This window comes from Bradyrhizobium sp. YCK136, assembly GCF_044570075.1.
Lineage (GTDB): Bacteria > Pseudomonadota > Alphaproteobacteria > Rhizobiales > Xanthobacteraceae > Bradyrhizobium > Bradyrhizobium diazoefficiens.
This window is the reverse complement of sequence record NZ_CP172424.1, coordinates 8994762-9014466: the sequence shown is the minus strand read 5'-3', so window position 1 is coordinate 9014466 and position 19705 is coordinate 8994762. Positions and strand designations below refer to the sequence as shown.

The 19705-nt window shown below is 58.4% G+C and carries 11 protein-coding genes and 7 pseudogenes; 11 read left to right on the top strand and 7 right to left on the bottom strand.

Annotated features, from left to right (window positions below):
• Window positions 1-66: 66 nt before the first annotated feature.
• Together ACFLEY_RS43585 and ACFLEY_RS43580 are read right to left on the bottom strand one after the other, a co-directional pair.
• Complete coding sequence (locus tag ACFLEY_RS43585; RefSeq protein WP_011084526.1) at window positions 67-750, bottom strand: response regulator transcription factor; 684 nt, start codon at window positions 748-750, stop codon at window positions 67-69.
• Window positions 747-3416, bottom strand: a complete 2670-nt coding sequence (locus tag ACFLEY_RS43580) for a PAS domain-containing protein (protein WP_060909275.1) — start codon at window positions 3414-3416, stop codon at window positions 747-749. The genes ACFLEY_RS43585 and ACFLEY_RS43580 overlap by 4 nt, the downstream gene beginning before the upstream one ends.
• 763 nt (window positions 3417-4179) lie before the next feature.
• On the opposite strand from ACFLEY_RS43580, the pseudogene ACFLEY_RS43575 reads away from it, so the two are divergent.
• Both ACFLEY_RS43575 and ACFLEY_RS43570 read left to right on the top strand, forming a co-directional pair.
• Window positions 4180-4957 (top strand): annotated as a pseudogene (locus ACFLEY_RS43575) (IS5-like element ISBj2 family transposase).
• A gap of 54 nt (window positions 4958-5011) precedes the next feature.
• Window positions 5012-6027: pseudogene (locus ACFLEY_RS43570) on the top strand (IS630-like element ISRj1 family transposase).
• Between the two features lie 236 nt (window positions 6028-6263).
• On the opposite strand, the gene dctA reads toward ACFLEY_RS43570, so the two are convergent.
• A complete protein-coding gene (gene dctA, locus ACFLEY_RS43565) occupies window positions 6264-7580 on the bottom strand; it encodes a C4-dicarboxylate transporter DctA (RefSeq protein WP_060912748.1) in 1317 nt (438 codons plus the stop codon).
• Between the two features lie 1138 nt (window positions 7581-8718).
• On the opposite strand from dctA, the gene ACFLEY_RS43560 reads away from it, so the two are divergent.
• From ACFLEY_RS43560 to ACFLEY_RS43530, 7 genes and pseudogenes are all read left to right on the top strand, one after another.
• Window positions 8719-9270, top strand: a complete 552-nt coding sequence (locus tag ACFLEY_RS43560; RefSeq protein ID WP_396604438.1) for a molybdate ABC transporter permease subunit — start codon at window positions 8719-8721, stop codon at window positions 9268-9270.
• Window positions 9271-9390: 120 nt separating this feature from the next.
• Window positions 9391-10311: pseudogene (locus tag ACFLEY_RS43555) on the top strand (hydrogenase small subunit); the annotation flags it as partial.
• A 13-nt stretch (window positions 10312-10324) separates the two neighbouring features.
• Window positions 10325-12104 (top strand): annotated as a pseudogene (locus tag ACFLEY_RS43550) (nickel-dependent hydrogenase large subunit).
• Window positions 12067-12360: pseudogene (locus ACFLEY_RS43545) on the top strand (Ni/Fe-hydrogenase, b-type cytochrome subunit); the annotation flags it as partial. The pseudogenes ACFLEY_RS43550 and ACFLEY_RS43545, both read left to right, overlap by 38 nt.
• A gap of 170 nt (window positions 12361-12530) precedes the next feature.
• Complete coding sequence (locus ACFLEY_RS43540; protein WP_060909258.1) at window positions 12531-13865, top strand: IS5 family transposase; 1335 nt, start codon at window positions 12531-12533, stop codon at window positions 13863-13865.
• 235 nt (window positions 13866-14100) lie between these two features.
• Window positions 14101-14346: a cytochrome b/b6 domain-containing protein gene (locus ACFLEY_RS43535; protein ID WP_249163611.1), complete on the top strand. Its 246-nt coding sequence runs from the start codon at window positions 14101-14103 to the stop codon at window positions 14344-14346.
• A gap of 34 nt (window positions 14347-14380) precedes the next feature.
• Window positions 14381-14544: pseudogene (locus ACFLEY_RS43530) on the top strand (hydrogenase expression/formation protein); the annotation flags it as partial.
• 156 nt (window positions 14545-14700) lie between these two features.
• Here ACFLEY_RS43530 and ACFLEY_RS43525 read toward each other — a convergent pair.
• Window positions 14701-16044 (bottom strand): IS1380 family transposase, encoded by a 1344-nt coding sequence (locus ACFLEY_RS43525; RefSeq protein WP_396604437.1) that lies wholly within the window; start codon window positions 16042-16044, stop codon window positions 14701-14703.
• 137 nt (window positions 16045-16181) lie between these two features.
• Here ACFLEY_RS43525 and ACFLEY_RS43520 point away from each other — a divergent pair.
• Window positions 16182-16373: pseudogene (locus ACFLEY_RS43520) on the top strand (FAD-dependent oxidoreductase); the annotation flags it as partial.
• Between the two features lie 41 nt (window positions 16374-16414).
• On the top strand, window positions 16415-17479 hold the full coding sequence (locus tag ACFLEY_RS43515; RefSeq protein WP_026192128.1) for an IS630-like element ISRj1 family transposase: 1065 nt from the start codon (window positions 16415-16417) through the stop codon (window positions 17477-17479).
• Window positions 17480-18019: 540 nt separating this feature from the next.
• Here ACFLEY_RS43515 and ACFLEY_RS43510 read toward each other — a convergent pair.
• Genes ACFLEY_RS43510 through ACFLEY_RS43500 form a run of 3 tightly spaced genes read right to left on the bottom strand, consistent with a single transcriptional unit; the run spans window position 18020 to window position 19332 of the window.
• Window positions 18020-18241, bottom strand: a complete 222-nt coding sequence (locus tag ACFLEY_RS43510; protein ID WP_171901087.1) for a hypothetical protein — start codon at window positions 18239-18241, stop codon at window positions 18020-18022.
• Entirely contained in the window at window positions 18174-18527 is a 354-nt protein-coding gene (locus ACFLEY_RS43505) for a tyrosine-type recombinase/integrase (protein ID WP_211434577.1), read from the bottom strand. Before ACFLEY_RS43505 ends, ACFLEY_RS43510 begins: the two co-directional genes overlap by 68 nt.
• A complete protein-coding gene (locus tag ACFLEY_RS43500) occupies window positions 18505-19332 on the bottom strand; it encodes a phage integrase central domain-containing protein (protein WP_060909270.1) in 828 nt (275 codons plus the stop codon). The genes ACFLEY_RS43505 and ACFLEY_RS43500 overlap by 23 nt, the downstream gene beginning before the upstream one ends.
• Window positions 19333-19705: the final 373 nt, after the last annotated feature.

The following is a 19705-nucleotide window of genomic DNA, read 5'->3' as shown; positions in this document are numbered from 1 at the left end:
AGTGCAGCGGCTGCCAAACCGTCAGCCACTTTCGCGAAAGTGGGCTTAAGTGATGGAATTGTAAAATCATACTTGGGTTTGCTCAGTGTGATTGGCGCTAATTCCGAGCGTCTCGCTCATTCTGATCAAGTCAGCCAGCGAGCGGGCACGCATCTTTTTCATTACGTGTCCCCGGTAGATCTTGACGGTGATCTCGGCGAGCCCAAGTTCGGCGGCTACCTGCTTGTTCATCAGCCCCGTCGCGACCAGTTTCATCACTGCCTGTTCTCGCGGGCTTAGGGTCTCAAATAGAGATTTCAGGTTCGCCACGGTTCGCTGAGCTTCTCGTCTTTTGCGATCGCGTTCGGTCGCCGCAACGACGGCATCAAGCAGTTCCTGATCGCGGAAGGGCTTGCTGAGAAAATCGACCGCGCCTCCCTTCATGGCCCTGACGGTCATGGGAATGTCGCCATGGCCGGTAATGAAGATGATTGGGATGTGTATGTTCAACCTGGCGAGCTCGGTCTGGTAGTCAAGGCCGCTCAGGCCCGGCAGCCGGACATCAAGAACTAGACAGCTTGTGACGTCCGGCATTGTGCTCTGCAGCATTTCACGGGCCGATCCGAACGCCACGACCTCCAAGCCTACCGATCGAAAAAGGTTCGTAAGCGAGCGACGCATAGAGATGTCATCCTCGACGACAAAGACGATTGCCTTCGTCGAAGCCTCGGTATGTCCGCCTTGGCCTCTCCAGTCAAATCGTCCTGTCACGAGATGGCCTCCTTATGCAGCGGAAGGGCAAACTGGAACGTCGCGCCCGGTCCATTTTTCTGAACCACTGAAATTCGTCCTCCGTGAGCTTCCACGATCGACCGGCAGATCGAAAGGCCCATTCCTAGGCCGCTCGATTTGGTGGTGAAGAAGGGGTCCAAGACGCGGTCCGCGTCATTCTCGGCGATCCCGACGCCGCAATCGGTCACGGAAAGCTGCACGTACCCCAGATCGTCCGTAGATGATTGAATCAGAAGTTCACGCGGCCGGTCTGTAACTGCGTCCATGGCCTCGATTCCGTTCATCACCAGATTGATGATCACTTGTTGTAGCTGAATTCGATCACCGAGGACCCTAGGCAGCGCAGACGCCAACTCGCTTCGCAACGTCACTTGGTGGCTCACCAGCTCTCGTGTTACCAGCGCGCTGACGTCCCTAACCACCTGATTAATGTCGAGCGGCACCATCTCGATCTCGCCTTTTTTCGCGAGTGCGCGAATACTACGGATCACCTCGCTTGCCCGGATTGCATCTTCTATGATCCATTCGACTGAAGAGCGCGCGGCTGCAAGATTGGGAACATCGCGAGCCATCCAGCCGAGGCACGCATCGGCGTTGCTGAGGATAGCGGCGAGTGGTTGGGTTATCTCGTGGGCGATAGAAGTTGTCATTTCTCCCAAGGTCGTTACACGCGTCACATGTGCAAGCTCCGCCTGTGCCTTTCGCAGCTCTTGTTCGGCCTGATCAGCGCGAATGGTAGCGGTGATGTCAGTGCTGACGCCGCGATAGCCCAAAAAATTTCCGTTTCCGTCGAAGAAGGGCTTGCCACTAGTGCGGACGTAGATCGGAGATCCCATCCTATTTACGGTACGGTAGATGAGATCCCGGAACGGCAGGTGTGCCTGCAACGTCGCCCGATGCTGACGCCACTTCTCCGGTTCTTCTTCCATGTCGCACGCGATGTCCCAGCGAAGCAGGCCCGTTAACCCTGTCGCCAAAATTCCCGCAGCGCTGGTGTGCTCGGACAAGTGAGTGACCCGATGATCTGGCCCGGTTTCCCAGAGCCAGTCGGAAGCAGTCTCGGCATAGTCGCGAAAGCGCTGTTCGCTCTCGCGCAGCGCTACAAGCGTGTTTTCCAAGCGTTCCCTAGCTGCGTGTTGCTCGGTAACATCCATATGTGTTCCGATCAGCTCGCTGACATTACCATCGCTGCCGACGACAACGTGTGCAACGGAGTGTATGCGCCTTATCCCGCCATCTGGCAGAATAACACGGAAATCATATTCGAACCGTTCGTGCTCCTGGTCAATCGCCTGACGCTGCACCTCCTGCAACCCTGGCAAGTCTTCCGGATGGATGCGCGATCGAATAGTCTCTAGCGAAACCGGCTCTTGTGGGTTAAAGCCAAACAGGCGGTCGACCTCAGCGGAGCGATAAACGAAATCTCGTGTGTGGACGTCCCAGGACCAGCTGCCTGTGTGAGTGAGATGCTGGGCCTCGGCCAGATAGGCCTCGCTTCGGCGCAACTGCTGTTCTGCTCGCCTAGCTGCCGTAATATCGGTGGCTGCCCCAACAAACTCAATTTCACCAGAGGCGGTTCGCGTGACTCGTGCCTGCGCATGGATGTGCTTCACGGAGCCGTCAGGTAGCAGCAGCCGGTACTCGTGCTCGAAATCCCTCAGGTCTCGCATCGCTTCATCGATAATCTCTTTGACAGAAGCCCTATCATCTGGGTGCGTGCGCTCAATGACGAGTTGTGGCGCCGGTGTCGTCTGAAGATCGATTTGGAAAATCCGAAATGTCTCCTTAGACCAGAAGGCCTCGCCGGTAGAGGCGTTCCAGCTGAAGCTGCCTGTATGACTCAACTCCTGCGCGTGAGCCAAATGCGCTTCGCTCCGCTGCAGCGCAAGCTCGGTCTGCTTGCGCTCCGTAATATCTTCGCACGCCATGAGGATGACGGGGCGGTCGCCGGCCCAAAGCATGGCCTTGGCGTTTTCACGCACCCACAATACAGAACCGTCCTTCCTGACTTTCCGGACGTCCCAAGTGCGCGATTGTCCAACATCCTCAAGACACGTCTGAATGCATTTGCGGACGAATGCGCGATCCTCCTCCAGAAATACGTCGAGCACGGATTGGCCCAATAGTTCTGCACAAGCAAATCCCAGTTGTGTCGCGCCCAACGTATTGACGTTGAGGACAATGCCGGCCTCATCGACCATGAAGTACATGGCTGGATTGTGCTCGAAAATTGCGTGCCACCGTTTTTCACGATCCTCCAAATCCGAGGCACTCCGCTGAAGCTTGGCCGCAGCCACACGTGCAGCCTCTCTTTCCTGGCGGAGTTTTCCAATCAGGTACGTTCCGACAACAGAGACAATAAAAAATGCAACAACCACAGGAACATCGCGGGGATCATCGATTCGTAAACTAAACGCCGGCGGCGCAAAGTAGTATGCGAGAGCAGCGATTGCGACGATGCAAAGCGCTGATGAAGCGATGAAGCTGCCCATCAACGAAAATAGTAAGACTACTAACAAATAGGCGAACGCCGCGGCGGCGAAATGCGCCTGAAAGTAAACGCAAGCCAGTGTAACCGCGGCTAGCGCTATGCTGCCCAAGGTCAACTGAGGGGCTGAACGTTTGAAACTGCTGATCCTATACATTTTGAGACCGTCCGGCCTGTTATCCGGCGGGAGAGCTATAGCATTTTAGGCAAAAATGAGGCAATCTTGAACACTTGGGTCCGCATGCTAGCGTGTGCAAGATCGATCATCGGCTGCCGAACTCAGCACGCGCGGGGAAAAAACGCATTATAAACATACGTATATTTGTCCTAAACCTTTAGTAGGTGTCGCTGACGCGACTTTAGTCGAAGCTGAAACGTCCGCTTTTGCGCATCGCTCGAGCCTACGGCCAATGCGCCCCATTAGGCCCGCGGAATGAGGACAGTGGTTTCAGTTCAGCCGATAGGTTCGAAGGCGCGCCTCCGGACCGGCAAGGATCAGAAAAAAGCTGCCGAATCACTCGTCTCCCCGACACAGCCGCTCCCGCGAAGAAAGCGCAAGTTCGCCTGCCGACACAGAAGCCGGAGTCGCGCGAGTCCTACGCGCGATGATGATTCGTTCCAATCTTATCGCGCTTTAGCTGCGAAAAACTGGTTCCGCTGGAAGCGAGCGGCGTCGCAGAACGCAGGGCAGCCTCGTATGACTCGCCACGGCTTTGTCGAGTGCCATTCACGCTGATCATACCCACCATGCTCTGCTAACGCAGCGCGCATCGTAACGAGAACGACAAGCTGCGTCCGCAGGATCCCTACGTCGTCCTTAACCGCGTGAGGCAAGTGGAGCGACGTGCATATGGATCTTCGTAGGCGGACCAATACCTAGGGTCTGTACCTAAATAGCGCCACGTGATTCTCTTGCCTACGTGTTGATTCGGGGGCGAGAGAATGCGCGCTGGTTTGTTTTGGCTGAACGACAGGCAATGGGCGCGTATCGAACCGCATCTGCCGAGGGGACTGACGGGGCCGGATCGGGACGACGACCGACGCATCGTCAGCGGCATCATTCACATGCTGCAATCGGGTGCACGATGGCGTGATTGTCCACGTGAATACGGCCCTTACACGACGATCTACAATCGCTTCAATCGCTGGGCCAAGCGAGGACGATGGTGCGCAATCTTCGAAGCGCTGGCCAAGCCTGGCGAAGACGGCGTCGTACTGTCGCTCGACTCGACCTCGATTAAAGCTCACCGGTGTGCCTCCGGCGGAAAAGGGGGGAGCACAATCAAGCAATCGGCCGCTCGCGCGGAGGCCGCACGACAAAAATCCATGCGCTGAGCGATCCGCTCTGCCGGCCGGTCGTCCTGCATCTGACTCCAGGCCAGGATGCCGATATCGCTGCGGCTCCCGATGTCCTGGCGCTCGCGCCACCCATGAGCGTGCTCCTCGCCGACAAAGGGTATGATGGCGACAAGCTTCGCGGCGAAATCATTCGTCGTGGCGCCAAGCCCGTAATCCCCAATAAATCTAACCGTGTCGTCATCCATCGCTTCAACAAACGCGCCTACAAAGAATGTCATCGAACGCTGCTTTTGCAGGCTCAAGGACTTCCGGCGCATCGCCACGCGATATGACAAGCTCGCCCGTAATTTTTTGGCCGCTGTTCATCTCGCCGCTCTCGTCGCATATTGGCTCAATTGAGTCTGGACCCTAGTACAAGCAAGAGAAGTCCACCTTTCGAGGAAAGATCGCAAGGTGCTTGAGGCGTGCTGTCGCTCACCGGTGACGTTGCAGCGCGATTTGAAGCGGGCGCGGATAGTTCTGTTGGCGGCGGATGGGCGCAGCACCCGGTCGATCGCCAAGGAAGTTGGGGTCCAGCCGCGGATTGTCAGCCTTTGGCGGCATCGCTATGCCGACCATGGCCTTGAAGGCTGCAAGACAAGCCGCGGCCTGGCAAGCAGCCGATCTATACGAAGACGACCGACAAGCGGATTCTGAAGCTGCTGGATAAGCCGCCACCGCAAGGGTTTGCGCGCTGGACCGGCCCCCTGCTGGCCGAGGCGCTGGGCGATGTCGATGTCCAATATGTCTGGCGGTTCCTGCGCAGCCACAAGATTGACCTGGTGGCTCGCAAGTCCTGGTGCGAGAGCAACGACCCGAACTTTACGGCCAAAGCCGCCGATGTTGTCGGCCTCTATGTCGCGCCGCCGGCGAAGGCCATTGTGCTGTGCGTGGACGAGAAGCCCTCGATCCAGGCTTTGGAGCGAGCGCAGGGTTATCTGAAGTTGCCCAATGGCCGCGCCTTGACCGGCCAAAGCCACGATTACAAGCGGCATGGCACCACAACATTGTTTGCGGCGCTCGAAGTCGCCACCGGAAAGATCATCGCGACCCATTCAAAACGCCGGCGCCGCGTCGAGTTTCTCGATTTCATGAACAGCGTCACCGCGGCTTTTCCGAACCGCAAGCTTCACGTCATCCTCGACAACCTCAACACCCATAAAAAGAACGAGGACTGGCTCAAGGCCCACCCCAACGTGCAATTTCATTTCACGCCGACAAGTGCGTCATGGCTCAATCAGGTCGAAGTATGGTTTTCCATCTTGCAGGGGCAGTCGCTCAGCGGCACCTCCTTCACGAGCCTCAAGCAGCTTCAGGAACACATCGATGCCTACGTCAACGCATACAACGACAGAGCCGAGCCCTTCGTCTGGACCAAGAAAAAGGTCCGTCAACGCCGTTTCAAAGGCCGCCGTATCACTCAGCTCTGATTCCGGGTACTAGTCCGTCAGTCCCGTCATCGGCTTGGCAAAAATGTTGCACAAGCGTTCAGATGGCCGGTAGCCCTTGAGTGCGAAAGCGAAACCCTGAAAAAGCTCCTGCCTCTTTGCTCGCTAGCCTCTCAGGGGCAGCTGCCCTGGCTGCGGCGCGGAATAATGCTGTGCGCCGGAGAGCGCATGGGGAGTATTCGTGTCCGAATGGCGGCGGTTCAGATCCGGGACCTACCTCATGTGCTTGTAGTGTCGATAGTAGTGGAAGCGGTGGACTTGTTGAGCCGAGTCTGCAGCGTCACGTGATCGAGCTCGCTTTCCCACCAGGATACGAACACAGCCGCGATGCCATTGCCGATGATGTTGGTGAGGGCGCGCACCTCGCTCATGAACTTGTCGATAGAAAACACGATTGCCATGCCCGGCACCAGAGCTGGGTTTACTACCGATAATGTCGCAGCGAGCGTGATAAAGCCTGCGCCGGTGACGCCGCTTGCTCCCTTCGAAGTTAGCATTGCTACTAGTAGGATCGTGAGCTGCTGGCCAAAGCTGAGATCGACACCGAGTGCCTGGGCAATGAACAATGTTGCAAGTGTCATATAGATATTGGTGCCGTCAAGGTTGAAGGAGTAGCCAGTCGGCACCACCAGCCCGACCACCGGCTTGGAGCAGCCCAGCCGCTCGAGCTTCTCCATCAATTGAGGGAGCGCGCTTTCGGAGGATGAAGTACCGAGCACGATCAGAAGCTCGTCTTTAATATAGATAAGGAACTTGAAGATTGAAAAGCCGACGAGGCGGGCGATCAGACCAAGCACGACTACTACGAATAGGGCAGCAGTCACGTAAAACAGCGCGATCAGACCGATCAGATTGCCGAGTGCTGCGGGCCCGAACTTGCCGACTGTGAAAGCCATGGCGCCGAAGGCGCCGATCGGGGCCGCTTTCATTACAATAGCTATTACCCCGAACACCGCGTGCGCGACGTCGTCAATCATGCCGCGCAGACGCTCGCCACGCTTTCCCAACGCCATCAGCGAGAAGCCAAAAAGGATCGCGAACAGGAGAACCTGCAGAACATCGCCGCGAGCGAAGGCGCCGACCACGCTATCGGGAATGATGTTGAGAATAGAGTCGACGGTTTTCGAGGCTTCCGCCTGCTTGACGTAATTGGCGACCGCCGCAGCATCCGGTTTGACCGCAAGGCCATGGCCAATCCGGACCAGATTGCCCATGGCAAGGCCCAACAGCAAGGCAAAGCTGGAGACGATCTCGAAATAGAACAGCGCCTTGACGCCGACGCACCCGACTTTCTTGGCATCTTGAATATGCGCAATGCCAGACGTGACGGTGCAGAAAATAATGGGCGCGATCACCATCTTGATGAGCTTGATGAACCCATCACCGAGCGCCTTGACCCAGTCGTTTGTGGCGACAGACGGCCATAGGCAGCCAACCATGGCGCCAATTAGGATTGCGATCAGCACCTGGACGTAGAGTATCTTATACCAAGCTTGCGACGCGCGCACAGGCGCCGCGGTTGCCATGGTGGTCATGACGCTTCCTTCCCGAATATACTCGAATGTGTGCCGCGGCTCGGTGAGAGGCGACAGTGTCATACGAGACTAATCATTATAGCCTTGCGCGATTGAAGACGCGTCCGAGAGCCGGCGCGTCTTTCCAAAGGCAGGCGTTTAGTTGCGTTGTCCTTTCTCGCTAAGCAAGATATGCACCAAATCCCAAACTGCGGCGGACTAAAAAGTCGCGGACAATGGCCTCCCTTCGGTGGCATCGGCTTGAGTGCTCTTAGCCGTGTTCGCAAGGTCGAACATTAGGCTGCAGCGTAGCGCGCATTAGCGGAATGCTGGAGTGTTGAGATCGATGCAGCAGTACGTGCAGTTGGTAAAATTGATATTTTGGATTGAACGCATTTACCGAATGGAAGTCTGGCTAGGAGCTGCGTTGCCCGGGTAGGACCTCTGATGGATGACTGCGTTTTTCCGCAAGCGGTCACGCCTGTGCTGACGATGCGCAAGCTAAGCCGGTCAGGGGAGCGGCCGTCGCTCGCGGCCCCTCGCGCCTTTGCCGCGTCGCCGAACCAGCCTTACGACGAGTTTTCAGCTACTTCGTTTGCGTAGCTGCCGACCGGCAGGCTTCTTGCGATCGGTTCAGCTACCGGCCCTGCGAGCGCGGGATTTGAGCCGCCGACAAACCAAACAGGCATTTCTCGAGTCGAGTCTGCCGTTTTCGTTGGGCGGCTGTTGCTGTCCGCTTGGAAACAAAGATGCCAGAAACCTGACAAAGCGTTAGGTCCACTCCACGGTGACGTCGGCGTCTACGCAAAGTGCTTTCACATAAGCATAGCGCCGCCGCTGTTCGCACGTGGCACTCGAATTGCTGATGACAAATGAGAAGCTGCCGCCGTCGGGTGGGACGAAGCGGACTTGTCACAGGAGTTGCCGATGAGCCTTGCGATGCTGCTCTTGCTCGCAGAAACGGTGCGCGTAAATTTGGGTGACAGAGCGAGCTGCCGCACGAACAAATGGCTATTCGCACCACATCGCTGGGCAGCCCGACGTGCAGGCAATCACTATCGCGATACGGCGACCTGCGCTCGTTGGCGGGCTGACGCACATAGATTTTGATTCGTCAGAGATCTCGCAATCCATTGCGCTCACGATAGAGCTCGCTAGCGTGACGACCGTGATCCTCCTCGTGATTGGTGTGCCCCTCGCCTGGTGGCTGGCGCGTTCAAAGACTTTTCTGAGCGAGGCTGTCGCTGCGCTAATTGCCCTTCCGCTGGTACTACCCCCAGCGGCTCTCGGCTTTTGCGTACTCGTTCTGCTCGGCCCCGACGGACCCGGCGGCGTTCTCGCCTCTTTCTGGGGCGAGCGCACGCTCGCTCTTACCTTCGTCGGGATCGTGGTCGGATCGGTGCTCTCGGCGCTGCCATTGGTCGTGCAGCCGATACGTAACGCCTTTCTTGCGGTTGGCGATCACCCGTTGGAAATGACAGGGCGTGTTTCGCCATTGTATGGCTTCGTTGCTATCATCGCACCGCTGGCGCGACTGGAGCTCGTTAAAGCGGCCGTGCTTGGATTTTCTCACACGATAGGCACATTCGGCGTCGTGATGATGATCGGCGGAAATATTCCTGGACGCACCAAGGTGTTGTCGGCCTATGTCGTGGACTACGTCCAAGAGTCGCGCTGGCACGAGGAAGTGTGGTTGCCGCTGGTATGGTGATGTTCGCATTTGCGACAATCTTCACCTTAGCCATCATCGACAGACATTGTACCGGGCGAGGCAACGAATCATCTTAGGTTTGCCAGGGCGATCGCTCTAAACGTCCAGCCTGTCGCCGCGCTCAAGTGTACCTGCTGCTCGGAAAGCTTTATCCGCTCGGCTCATCCCTTGATCAAGGACGCGCTGCTGTCGATGATTTCGCTCGACTATGACCATATGATCATGGCGGCGGCAGGACACCAGGCTGAGGCCATCCTGGAGGAAACCCGTGCCAGGTACAAAGGCGGATATGTGCTTGCCGTTGAAGGTAACCCGCCCTTGAACGAGGGTGGCATGTTCTGCATTGACGGCGGCAAGCCGTTCGTTGAAAAGCTCACGTCGATGGCGGAAGAGTCCATGGCGATCGTCGCTTGGGGCACGTGTGCGTCCTGGGGATGCGTGCAGGCGGCCAAGCCAAATCCGACTGGCGCGGTGCCGATCGATAAGGTGATCACCAACAGGCCCATCATCAAGGTGCCCGGGTGCCCGCCGATCGCAGAGGTCATGTGCGGCCTCGTGACTTTCATTACCACGTTCGGAAAGCTTCCGAAGCTTGATCACCAAGGGCGTCCAAGTATGTTTTATTCCGAGCGCATTCACGATAAGTGCTACCGGCGGTCCCATTTCGACGCTAGTCAATTCGTCGAAGAGTGGGACGACACCAACGCACGCAAGGGCTATTGCTTGTACAAGTTGGGCTGCAAGGGACCAACCACCTACAATGCCTGTTCGGCCCTTCGGTGGAACGGCGGCGTTTCATTTCCCATTCAATCCGGCCACGGCTGTCTCGGCTGCTCCGAAGATGGCTTCTGGGATAAAGGGTCATTTTACGACCGACTCACGACCATCAAGCAGTTCGGCATCGAGCAGAACGCCGACGAGATCGGCATGGCCGCTGCCGGCGTGGTGGGGCTAGCGGTCGCTGCCCACGCGGCGGTCACCGCCGCGAAGCGGTTGAGGCACCGGCCGGATCGCCCTGCCCACAAAGGCAAGCCGAGTTGAGGAGGTAACGACGGTGGCCGTCCAGACGCCGAATGGGTTCAATCTCGATCGTTCCGGCAAGCGAATCGTTATCGATCCGCTGACTCGCATCGAAGGCCACCTGCGCATCGAAGCTAATCTCGATTCCGACAATGTGATCCGCAATGCAGTCTCAAGCGGGACGATGTGGCGTGGCATCGAAGTCATCCTGCGTGGGCGCGATCCGCGCGACGCATGGGCGTTCACCGAGCGGATTTGCGGGGTCTGCACCGGTACCCATGCGCTCACCTCCGTGCGCGCGGTTGAAAATGCACTAGGAATAACGATTCCGGAGAATGCAAATTCGATCCGCAACATCATGCAGCTGTGCCTGCTCGTGCATGATCACCTCGTACATTTCTATCACCTCCATTCGTTGGATTGGGTCGACGTGGTCTCCGCCCTCAAGGCCGATCCCAAGTCGACCTCTACACTGGCGCAATCTATCTCGCCCTGGCCGCTGTCATCCCCTGGCTATTTCAAGGATCTACAGATCCGGCTCGGCAAATTCTTCGGATCAGGGCAACTCGGTCCGTTCAAGAATGGCTATTGGGGGCATCCGGCCTACAAACTGCCACCGGAAGCGAACCTGATAGCGGTAGCTCATTATCTTGAAGCACTCGACTTCCAGAAGGAGATCGTCAAAACCCAAGCGATTTATGGCGCATCCAAATTGGCTGGTGGGCGGCGTGCCGTGCGCGATCAACATCGACGGAATCGGTGCGGTGGGCGCAATCGGCATGGAGCGACTGAACATTATATCCTCCATCATCGACCGTTCGATCGAGTTTGTCGAGCAGGTCTATCTGCCCGACATTGCCGCGATCTTTTCGTACTATAAGGACTGGCTCCACGGCGGCGGTCTTTCGAGCAAAAGCGTGATGTCCTATGGCGATATCCCCGAAAAGGCCAATGACTGTTCCGGCGAGAGTTTCAAGCTGCCGCGCGGGGTCATTCTTGATGGCAATCTCAAGGAGATATTGCCGATCGACCATGGTGATCCCGAACAGATCCAGGAATTCGTCGCGCATTCATGGTATAAATACCCCGGCCATTGCTGCGGACTGCATCCCTGGGATGGTATCACCGAGCCGAGTTTTGAACTTGGGCCAAAACTCAAAGGCAGCAAGACAGATATTAAAGAACTCGACGAAGGCGGCAAATATTCCTGGATCAAAGCGCCGCGATGGCGCGGCCGCGCCGTGGAGGTTGGGCCGTTGGCCCGATACATTATCGGTTATGCGCAAGGCAAAGCCGAGTTCAAGGAGCCCGCCGAGAGACTGTTCAAGGGGCTCAATCTTCCCGTGACTGCGCTGTTCTCGACCCTTGGCCGTACTGCGGCGCGGGCGCTCGAATGCCAATGGGCGGCGCATCAGATGCGCCATTTCCAGGATAAGCTGGTAATCAACATCAAGGCGGGCAACACGGCAACTGCCGATATCAGCAGGTGGAGGCCGGAAACCTGGCGCAAGGAAGCCAAAGGCTACGGGTTCACTGAGGCGCCTCGCGGTGCGCTCGGGCACTGGATTACGATCAAGGACGCTAAGATTGACAACTATCAATGTGTCGTGCCGACGACATGGAACGGATCTCCTCGCGATTCAAGCGGCAATATTGGCGCTTTTGGAGCTTCGCTGATCGGCACTCCGATGGCCGATCCGCAGCGCCCGTTGGAGATTTTGCGCACCATCCACTCCTTTGATCCGTGCTTGGCTTGCTCGACGCACGTGATGAGTCATGAGGGTCAAGAAATGGCCTCAATTAGAGTTCGTTAGGCCCATGCGGGACAGGGCTCAGAAGTTTCTTGCCGCCGCCGATGCGGCACTGGCTGGTCGCAGCATCCGTGGGGGCACCGCCCACATTTATGCGCTGGTGCGACTCTGGCATTGGGCTAATGCAGCCGCGATTCTGGTACTGAGTTTAACGGGCTATCTTATTGGAACCGGGACACCGGCGATATGGGGAATGGCAAGCGGCGGTTTTCTATTCGGCTATATCCGCTTTGCTCATTTCTCGGCGGGATATGTGGTCGTCCGTGAAGAATGCAGATCGGCCTGAGAGATAGGCAGAAGTTGTCTCGATAAAGTATTCGATTTTGCAGGAAAGCCGGGTGTTGGGCCGCGGTTTCTTGCGTTTTGGGATTTTGCTTTCGAGCGATTCGTGATTCCCTGACGGACGGGTCATCGGCATTGGGGACGGCGATGAGCAAACCGCGGGATGATCGCCAGAAAGACCTGTTGCTTCCGGCGCTCGATCAAATCATCGACATGGGCCACCCGCTGGTGCGGTTGGCGGCGCTGATCGACTGGAAGTTTCTGGATGACCGCTTTGGTTCGGTGTGCCAAACCGGGCCGGGGCAGCCTGGCCTACCGACGCGGCTTGTCGCCGGCCTGTTCATTCTGAAGCACATGCACAATCTCTCGGATGAGGTGCTGTGCGCCCGCTGGATCGAGAACCCTTATTACCAATACTTCTGCGGCGAGTTAAGCTTCTGCCACCGGCTGCCGTTCGATCGATCGTCGATGACGCGCTGGCGCCAGCGGCTCGGCGAGGAGCAGCTCGTCGCGTTGATCCAGGAAAGTCTGTCGGTGGCACACAAGACTGGCGCCATCGGTCCCAAGGACCTGGAGCGAGTGGTGGTCGATACCACGGTGCAGCCCAAGGCCGTTGCCCATCCGACCGACGCGCGGCTGATGCATCGGGCCATCACCAAGCTCGTCGGGCTTGCCAAGCGCAACCGTGTGCCGCTGCGCCAGAGCTATCTGCGCCTGGCCAAGCGCGCCGCCATCATGGTCGGCCGCTATACCCACGCTCACCAGTTCAAGCGCGCCCGGCGCCAACTCAAGTTCCTGCGGACGCGGCTTGGCCGGATCATCCGCGACATCCGCCGCAAGATTGATGGCGATGCGGCGCTGGAAGCGCGCTTCGGCCCGCTGCTCGATCTGGCGCAGCGGGTGCGCAGCCAGGATCAGCATCAGCGCGGCCCCAAGGTCTATGCGTTGCATGCGCCGGAGGTCGAGTGCATCGGCAAGGGCAAAGCCCGCGCGCCTTACGAGTTCGGCTGCAAGGTCAGTATCGCCACCCCCGTGACGTCCCCGAAGGGTGGACAGTTCGTGCTCCATACCAAGGCGCTGCACGGCAATCCCTTTGACGGCCACACGCTCGGCCCCGTGGTCGCCGACATGGAGAAGCTCACCGGCGTGGAGGCTCGTCGTATCCACGTCGACAAAGGGTACCGTGGCCACAACTACCCGCACCGGTTCAGGGTCTGGATCTCGGGTCAGGTTCGCCGCGTCACGGCTTCCATCCGGAGCGAGATGAAGCCTCGCGCGGCTGTCGAACCCGTCATCGGTCACGTCAAGGCCGAGCACCGCATGGACCGCAACTATCTCAAAGGCAGCGTCGGTGACCGCATCAACGCCGTCCTCGCCGCGGCCGGCTACAACTTCGGCCTGCTCCTGCGATGGCTCGCAGAACTCTTGCGTGCCATCATCCGCGCCTTCGCCGAAACTGTCCCGGCTCAAAAGATCGCTTAAATCAGCGCTCGTCCGCGTTCTTCACGGAGGACTATGTACTCAGCGCCGGCTTTCTTCTGCGTATCTACTGGGCCTTGATGGGAAACGCGCACGCCATGCAGATCTTTTGCGTGCCGCTTTGGCGCCGGTGCTTTTGGCGGGAGTTGCACCACGAGATTCGCCGGTATTCGTTCCTTGCGGTTGAGCCTGAAAGGGCCTCGGGCACAACCGCCTTGCTCAGCTAGCAATGATCTTCATGTTTACGCAGACGATCACGTTCATGGTCGTCACGGGCTATGCACTTTACGGGCAAGGTGCCGGTACTGACAGCTGGCAGTACAAGGTGTTCGGCTGGGTGTTTTCACTCTGGCCGAACAGCCAGGACTTTCACACCTGGCATCATCTCGGCCTGTGGGTGATCGTGATGTTCGCGCTGGTCCACATCTACGCGGTGCTCTGGGACGACGTCGTGTCGCGCCGCAGCTTCCCTTCTATCAAGTAGGTGAGCATTGGTTTGGCGATTGACTGGGAAGCGGATGCTCAATTCAACAGAGAAAAAGCGGATTTTGGTGCTCGGCATTGGCGATATTCTGTGGGCCGATGAGGGATTCGGTGCGGTCGAGGAGTTTCATCGTCGCTACGCGGTCGATGATAACGTCACCGTTCCGATGGCGGCACCCAGGGGCTCTACCTCGTTAGCCCGATCTATTCACGAGAGCACGGTCGTTCTTGACGTCTGACGGGGGCTGGCGGCTGGCGTGGGTGACCGTCCGGCCTTTTCTCACCGGGTTCTACATCAAGCTGTTTTGTAGGCGATGGAGGAGTGGGGCGGGTGAGCGGGCGCAGGCCCGGTCGGTTACGGACCGAGCGTGAGCAGCGCGCCGGGCAAGCAGCGGATCAGGTCGGCTTCGGGACATGCCGCGGCGAACGCAAGGCGAATGCGGCTCGAGGTCTCGACCACACGGGCGGCGAGCTTCAAGAGCCGAAGACGCAGCGTCGCGAACTCGGCAGCGGCCAATTCCCGGACTTTGGGAATGGCCTCGCGCACGGTCAGCATCAGCCAATAAGCGGCCGTATGGAGCACGAGACGGACCTGGTTGGCGAGCGCCGAACGGCAGCTGGTGCGGTCGGAGGCGAGCTGTGTCTTATGCAGCTTGATCAGATTCTCTGCTTGGCCGCGCGCGCAATACAGGCTGTCGTAGATCCACTCGGCCGAGCCGACATCGAGGCTGGTGACGACGAAACGGATGTCGAGGCCGAGCATCGTCGCCTCAATACGGGCGACGGTGCGCCGTTCGCGATCCCAGGACTTTGCCTTGTGGCGCGTCTCGGTATAGCCACGCAGAACCGGCAGGTTCTCGATGGCGCGTCGGGTGCGGATGTCGTCGGCGACCTCGTCGACTTTTCTGGCGAGAGGCTTGGTGCCGGACAGACCGAAGATGTAGTCGATGCCGTTGGTCTCGCACCACGCCATGGCCTCCGGCCGGGCATAGTGCCCGTCGCCACGGAACGTAATTCGCGTGTTGTGCCACCGCGTCCGGATATGCCGTACCAGGCGGCGCAGAAGGGCACGCACCTCGACGCCGCCCGGCGTCTTGCCGGGCCTCAGCACGACCGCCACGGGACGGCTCTTCTCCGTGTCGTAGACGTGGATCGGCAGGAAGCAGCGTTCGTCATAATGAGCGTTGAACAGCGAGAGCTGCTGATGGCCGTGGACGACATCGCAGGTATCATCGATGTCGAGCGTGACGGATGCCGGCTCGCGCGGGTAGCTATCCATCCATGCGTCGACCAAAATGTAGGTCAGCCGGATCACGTCGCGCAGGCGCGGAGCATTCTCCAGCCGCGACAGCGTCGGTTGGGAACACAGATCGCGGCCCGTGTCCGGCAGCCGTCCGCAGGCCAGCTTGAATGCGGGATCGGACCGCAGATGATCGAGGTCGTCGGCGTCCTCGTAGCCGCAGCAGATCGCGAACATGCGCGCGCGGAACATATCGACAAGGCTGTGCACGACCCGCGTCGGATCGCGCCGATCCGGGAACACCCGGGCCAGATTGTCGGCCAAGCCGAGACGCCGCTCGGCCATCGCCAGAAGCATCACGCCCCCGTTCGAGGTTAGGCGCCCACCATCGAAGGCAGCTGTGACTTTCTTGGCGTGAATGGCTGGAAACGAGAAGGGCAGAATCGTATCATCGGTCATGGCGGGCGTGGCGTTCGCGGTTGAAGGTGATGGGGTGGCTTCGCAACCGAATCCTACGCCGTATCAGCGCTTTACACCACGCTCGCCAGCCTCTCGGGCGCCTCTTACGAATAAGACAGGCTAAAGCGGAGTACAGGGGGGGGCGAGGGCTGCTGATCGGTGGGGTGCCCGGGGTTCAGCCTGCCCGAATCGTGGTGATTGGAGGTGGGGTCGTCGGTACGCACGCCGCGCGCATGGCGGCTGGTCTGGGCGCAGAGGTGACCATCATCGATCGTTCGATCATCCGGCTCCGTGAGCTGGACGAGCTATTCGAAGGACGGGTTCGCACTACCCACTTTTCTTGGAGCGTGAGTCGTGATTCAAGGTCGGGATGATACCCGAAGCAAGAGAAGTCCACCTTTCGAGGAAAGATCGCAAGGTGCTTGAGGCGTGCTGTCGCTCACCGGTGACGTTGCAGCGCGATTTGAAGCGGGCGCGGATAGTTCTGTTGGCGGCGGATGGGCGCAGCACCCGGTCGATCGCCAAGGAAGTTGGGGTCCAGCCGCGGATTGTCAGCCTTTGGCGGCATCGCTATGCCGACCATGGCCTTGAAGGGCTGCAAGACAAGCCGCGGCCTGGCAAGCAGCCGATCTATACGAAGACGACCGACAAGCGGATTCTGAAGCTGCTGGATAAGCCGCCACCGCAAGGGTTTGCGCGCTGGACCGGCCCCCTGCTGGCCGAGGCGCTGGGCGATGTCGATGTCCAATATGTCTGGCGGTTCCTGCGCAGCCACAAGATTGACCTGGTGGCTCGCAAGTCCTGGTGCGAGAGCAACGACCCGAACTTTACGGCCAAAGCCGCCGATGTTGTCGGCCTCTATGTCGCGCCGCCGGCGAAGGCCATTGTGCTGTGCGTGGACGAGAAGCCCTCGATCCAGGCTTTGGAGCGAGCGCAGGGTTATCTGAAGTTGCCCAATGGCCGCGCCTTGACCGGCCAAAGCCACGATTACAAGCGGCATGGCACCACAACATTGTTTGCGGCGCTCGAAGTCGCCACCGGAAAGATCATCGCGACCCATTCAAAACGCCGGCGCCGCGTCGAGTTTCTCGATTTCATGAACAGCGTCACCGCGGCTTTTCCGAACCGCAAGCTTCACGTCATCCTCGACAACCTCAACACCCATAAAAAGAACGAGGACTGGCTCAAGGCCCACCCCAACGTGCAATTTCATTTCACGCCGACAAGTGCGTCATGGCTCAATCAGGTCGAAGTATGGTTTTCCATCTTGCAGGGGCAGTCGCTCAGCGGCACCTCCTTCACGAGCCTCAAGCAGCTTCAGGAACACATCGATGCCTACGTCAACGCATACAACGACAGAGCCGAGCCCTTCGTCTGGACCAAGAAAAAGGTCCGTCAACGCCGTTTCAAAGGCCGCCGTATCACTCAGCTCTGATTCCGGGTACTAGGCGCCCCTACCAGGCAAAGAATGAAGGTCTGATTACCATCATGGAGACGAACTTAAACTTGATCCGGCTTGCATCTCCGCTCCTGTGTCGATCAATTACTCACTTTCGTGCTTTGATCACGGACCTAACCTTGCGAATTGCTCGATACAATGTTTCTATTTCGCCCTCTCGGAACTGATTCCAGATGGCGAGGGATAGTGCCCGCCATCCTTTTTGTACCACAGGCGGAGGTCAAATAGCTCAATCCCCCGATACCTTGTCTGTACAAAACCTATCAGTTCGCCGCTTCTCCGCGTCCACTTGTCGAGTTAAATACCGTTACGTCCGGGATAACTGTCAGCCATAATTCCTCCTCTGGCAAGTCGCTCCTGGCCTTAAGCAACAGGAATCATTTACAAGATCGACTTGGCCATGACTGGACGCCTAAAAAGAGACGTTAGCAAATTCATTGCGCTGTTGATTGGTGAAAGATCGGAGGCGCACCCATTCGAGAAACATATCGCCTTGTGCCTGCTTTGTACTTGGCTCTACGATCCCGACGACGCTGACGTTTTGGCGCAAGCATCCATCGTTTCCGCCGCTAATATCTTTTGCCGCTGGGCGCCAAGACCAAGTTTAACGACATTCAGGTTTTGGAAGCTCAGCGCGAGCTTGCCGCGCGTGGCCTGACGAAAAATCAGGTTATGGGCATGATGGAGCCGGCCGCGCAGCTGGGCATGTCCATGGACCTGTCGCTTGGCGAACTTCATCGGCCTCCATGTGCGCGAGCTGACGTTCGATCGCGTCGTGATGCCAAAGACGGCTTTTGTTAAGCAGCGTCGACGCGGTCGACCGGAAGCCATGCGCCGTCATTTGGGTCTTGTCGTAACCAAGCCGGCGAAGGGCGGCGTTCAACGTGCCGTCGCTGATCGGACGATGCCAAGACCGAATTTGCGGAAACAGGAACGCCGACGTCCCGGTGACTTCCCGAATACCTTCGATGATCGAAATCGCCTGTCGCGACAAAGGCACGCTATGGGAACGCGGCAGTTTCATTTTTTTCCTTAGGAATGTTCCAGATTGCACCGCGAACATCGAATTCCTTCCACTCCGCATGACGCAGTTCGCCCGGCCGCACGAAGGTAAGCGCAATCAGCTGCAACGCCGCGCGCGTCGTGACTTGACCGTCGATATCGTCGACGGCTCGCAGAAGCGCGCCGACGGCCTTTGGCTCGGTGATAGCGGCCCGGTGCTGAACCTTCGGCGAAATGAGGGCGCCGGCAAGATCGCCGGTTGGATCGCGTTCGGCGCGACCGGTGGCGATTGCGTATCGGAAGACGCGGCCGGCGAGGCTGCGCGCGCGCCGGGCGCTTTCATAGCGACCGCGACGTTCGATCTTGCGAAGCGCGTCCAGCAATTCCGGCGCTGCAATATCAGCGATTGGACGATCGCCAATGTCGCCGTTCAGCAATCCTATCAGCCATTTCTTTTTTTCGATCGTCGACGGATCGTCGCCTTCGGCTTCGAATTTGGCGATCAATTCATCGGCGACGATCCGGAAGGTGTTGGTCCGCGCGATCCGGGCGGCGCCCCGATCCAGCTTCCGTTGCGCCGATGGATCAACGCCTTTCGCCAAGAGAGCCTTATTCTCATCCCGCGCGGTCCGGGCGGCAGCGAGGCTGATTGCGGGATAGGCGCCTAAGGCAATCAGGCGCTGCTTCCCGTCGAAACGGTACGCCTGACGCCAGAGCCGCGATCCGTTCTTTTCGACCAGAAGGAACAGACCGCCGGCGTCGCTGATTTTGTACGGTTTGTCGTCCCCCGGTTTGGCGGAGCGGCAGGCGGCATCTGAAAGCGGCATCGGTTACGGTCCCCCGGCACAATCTACCAACACGCTTCCGGTGAGATACCAACGGCCCTACCAACAAACTCACCGGATGGAGGCGGAGCCACACGGACGTCAGCGAACCAGAAAGCGCTTATTTTCAAGCACTTCTAGCACATTAGCGGAGGATGGCGGAAGCCGGGGAATGAATTGATGGTGCCCAGGGGCGGAATCGAACCACCGACACTGCGATTTTCAGGCTGATGTTTCTTGAGGAATGACAATCGCTTAGAGCACTTATCGCCATCTAACCTGTCTTATTCGTAAGAGGCGCCCGAGAGGCTGGCGAGCGTGGTGTAAAGCGCTGATACGGCGTAGGATTCGGTTGTGAAGCCAACCCCATCACCTC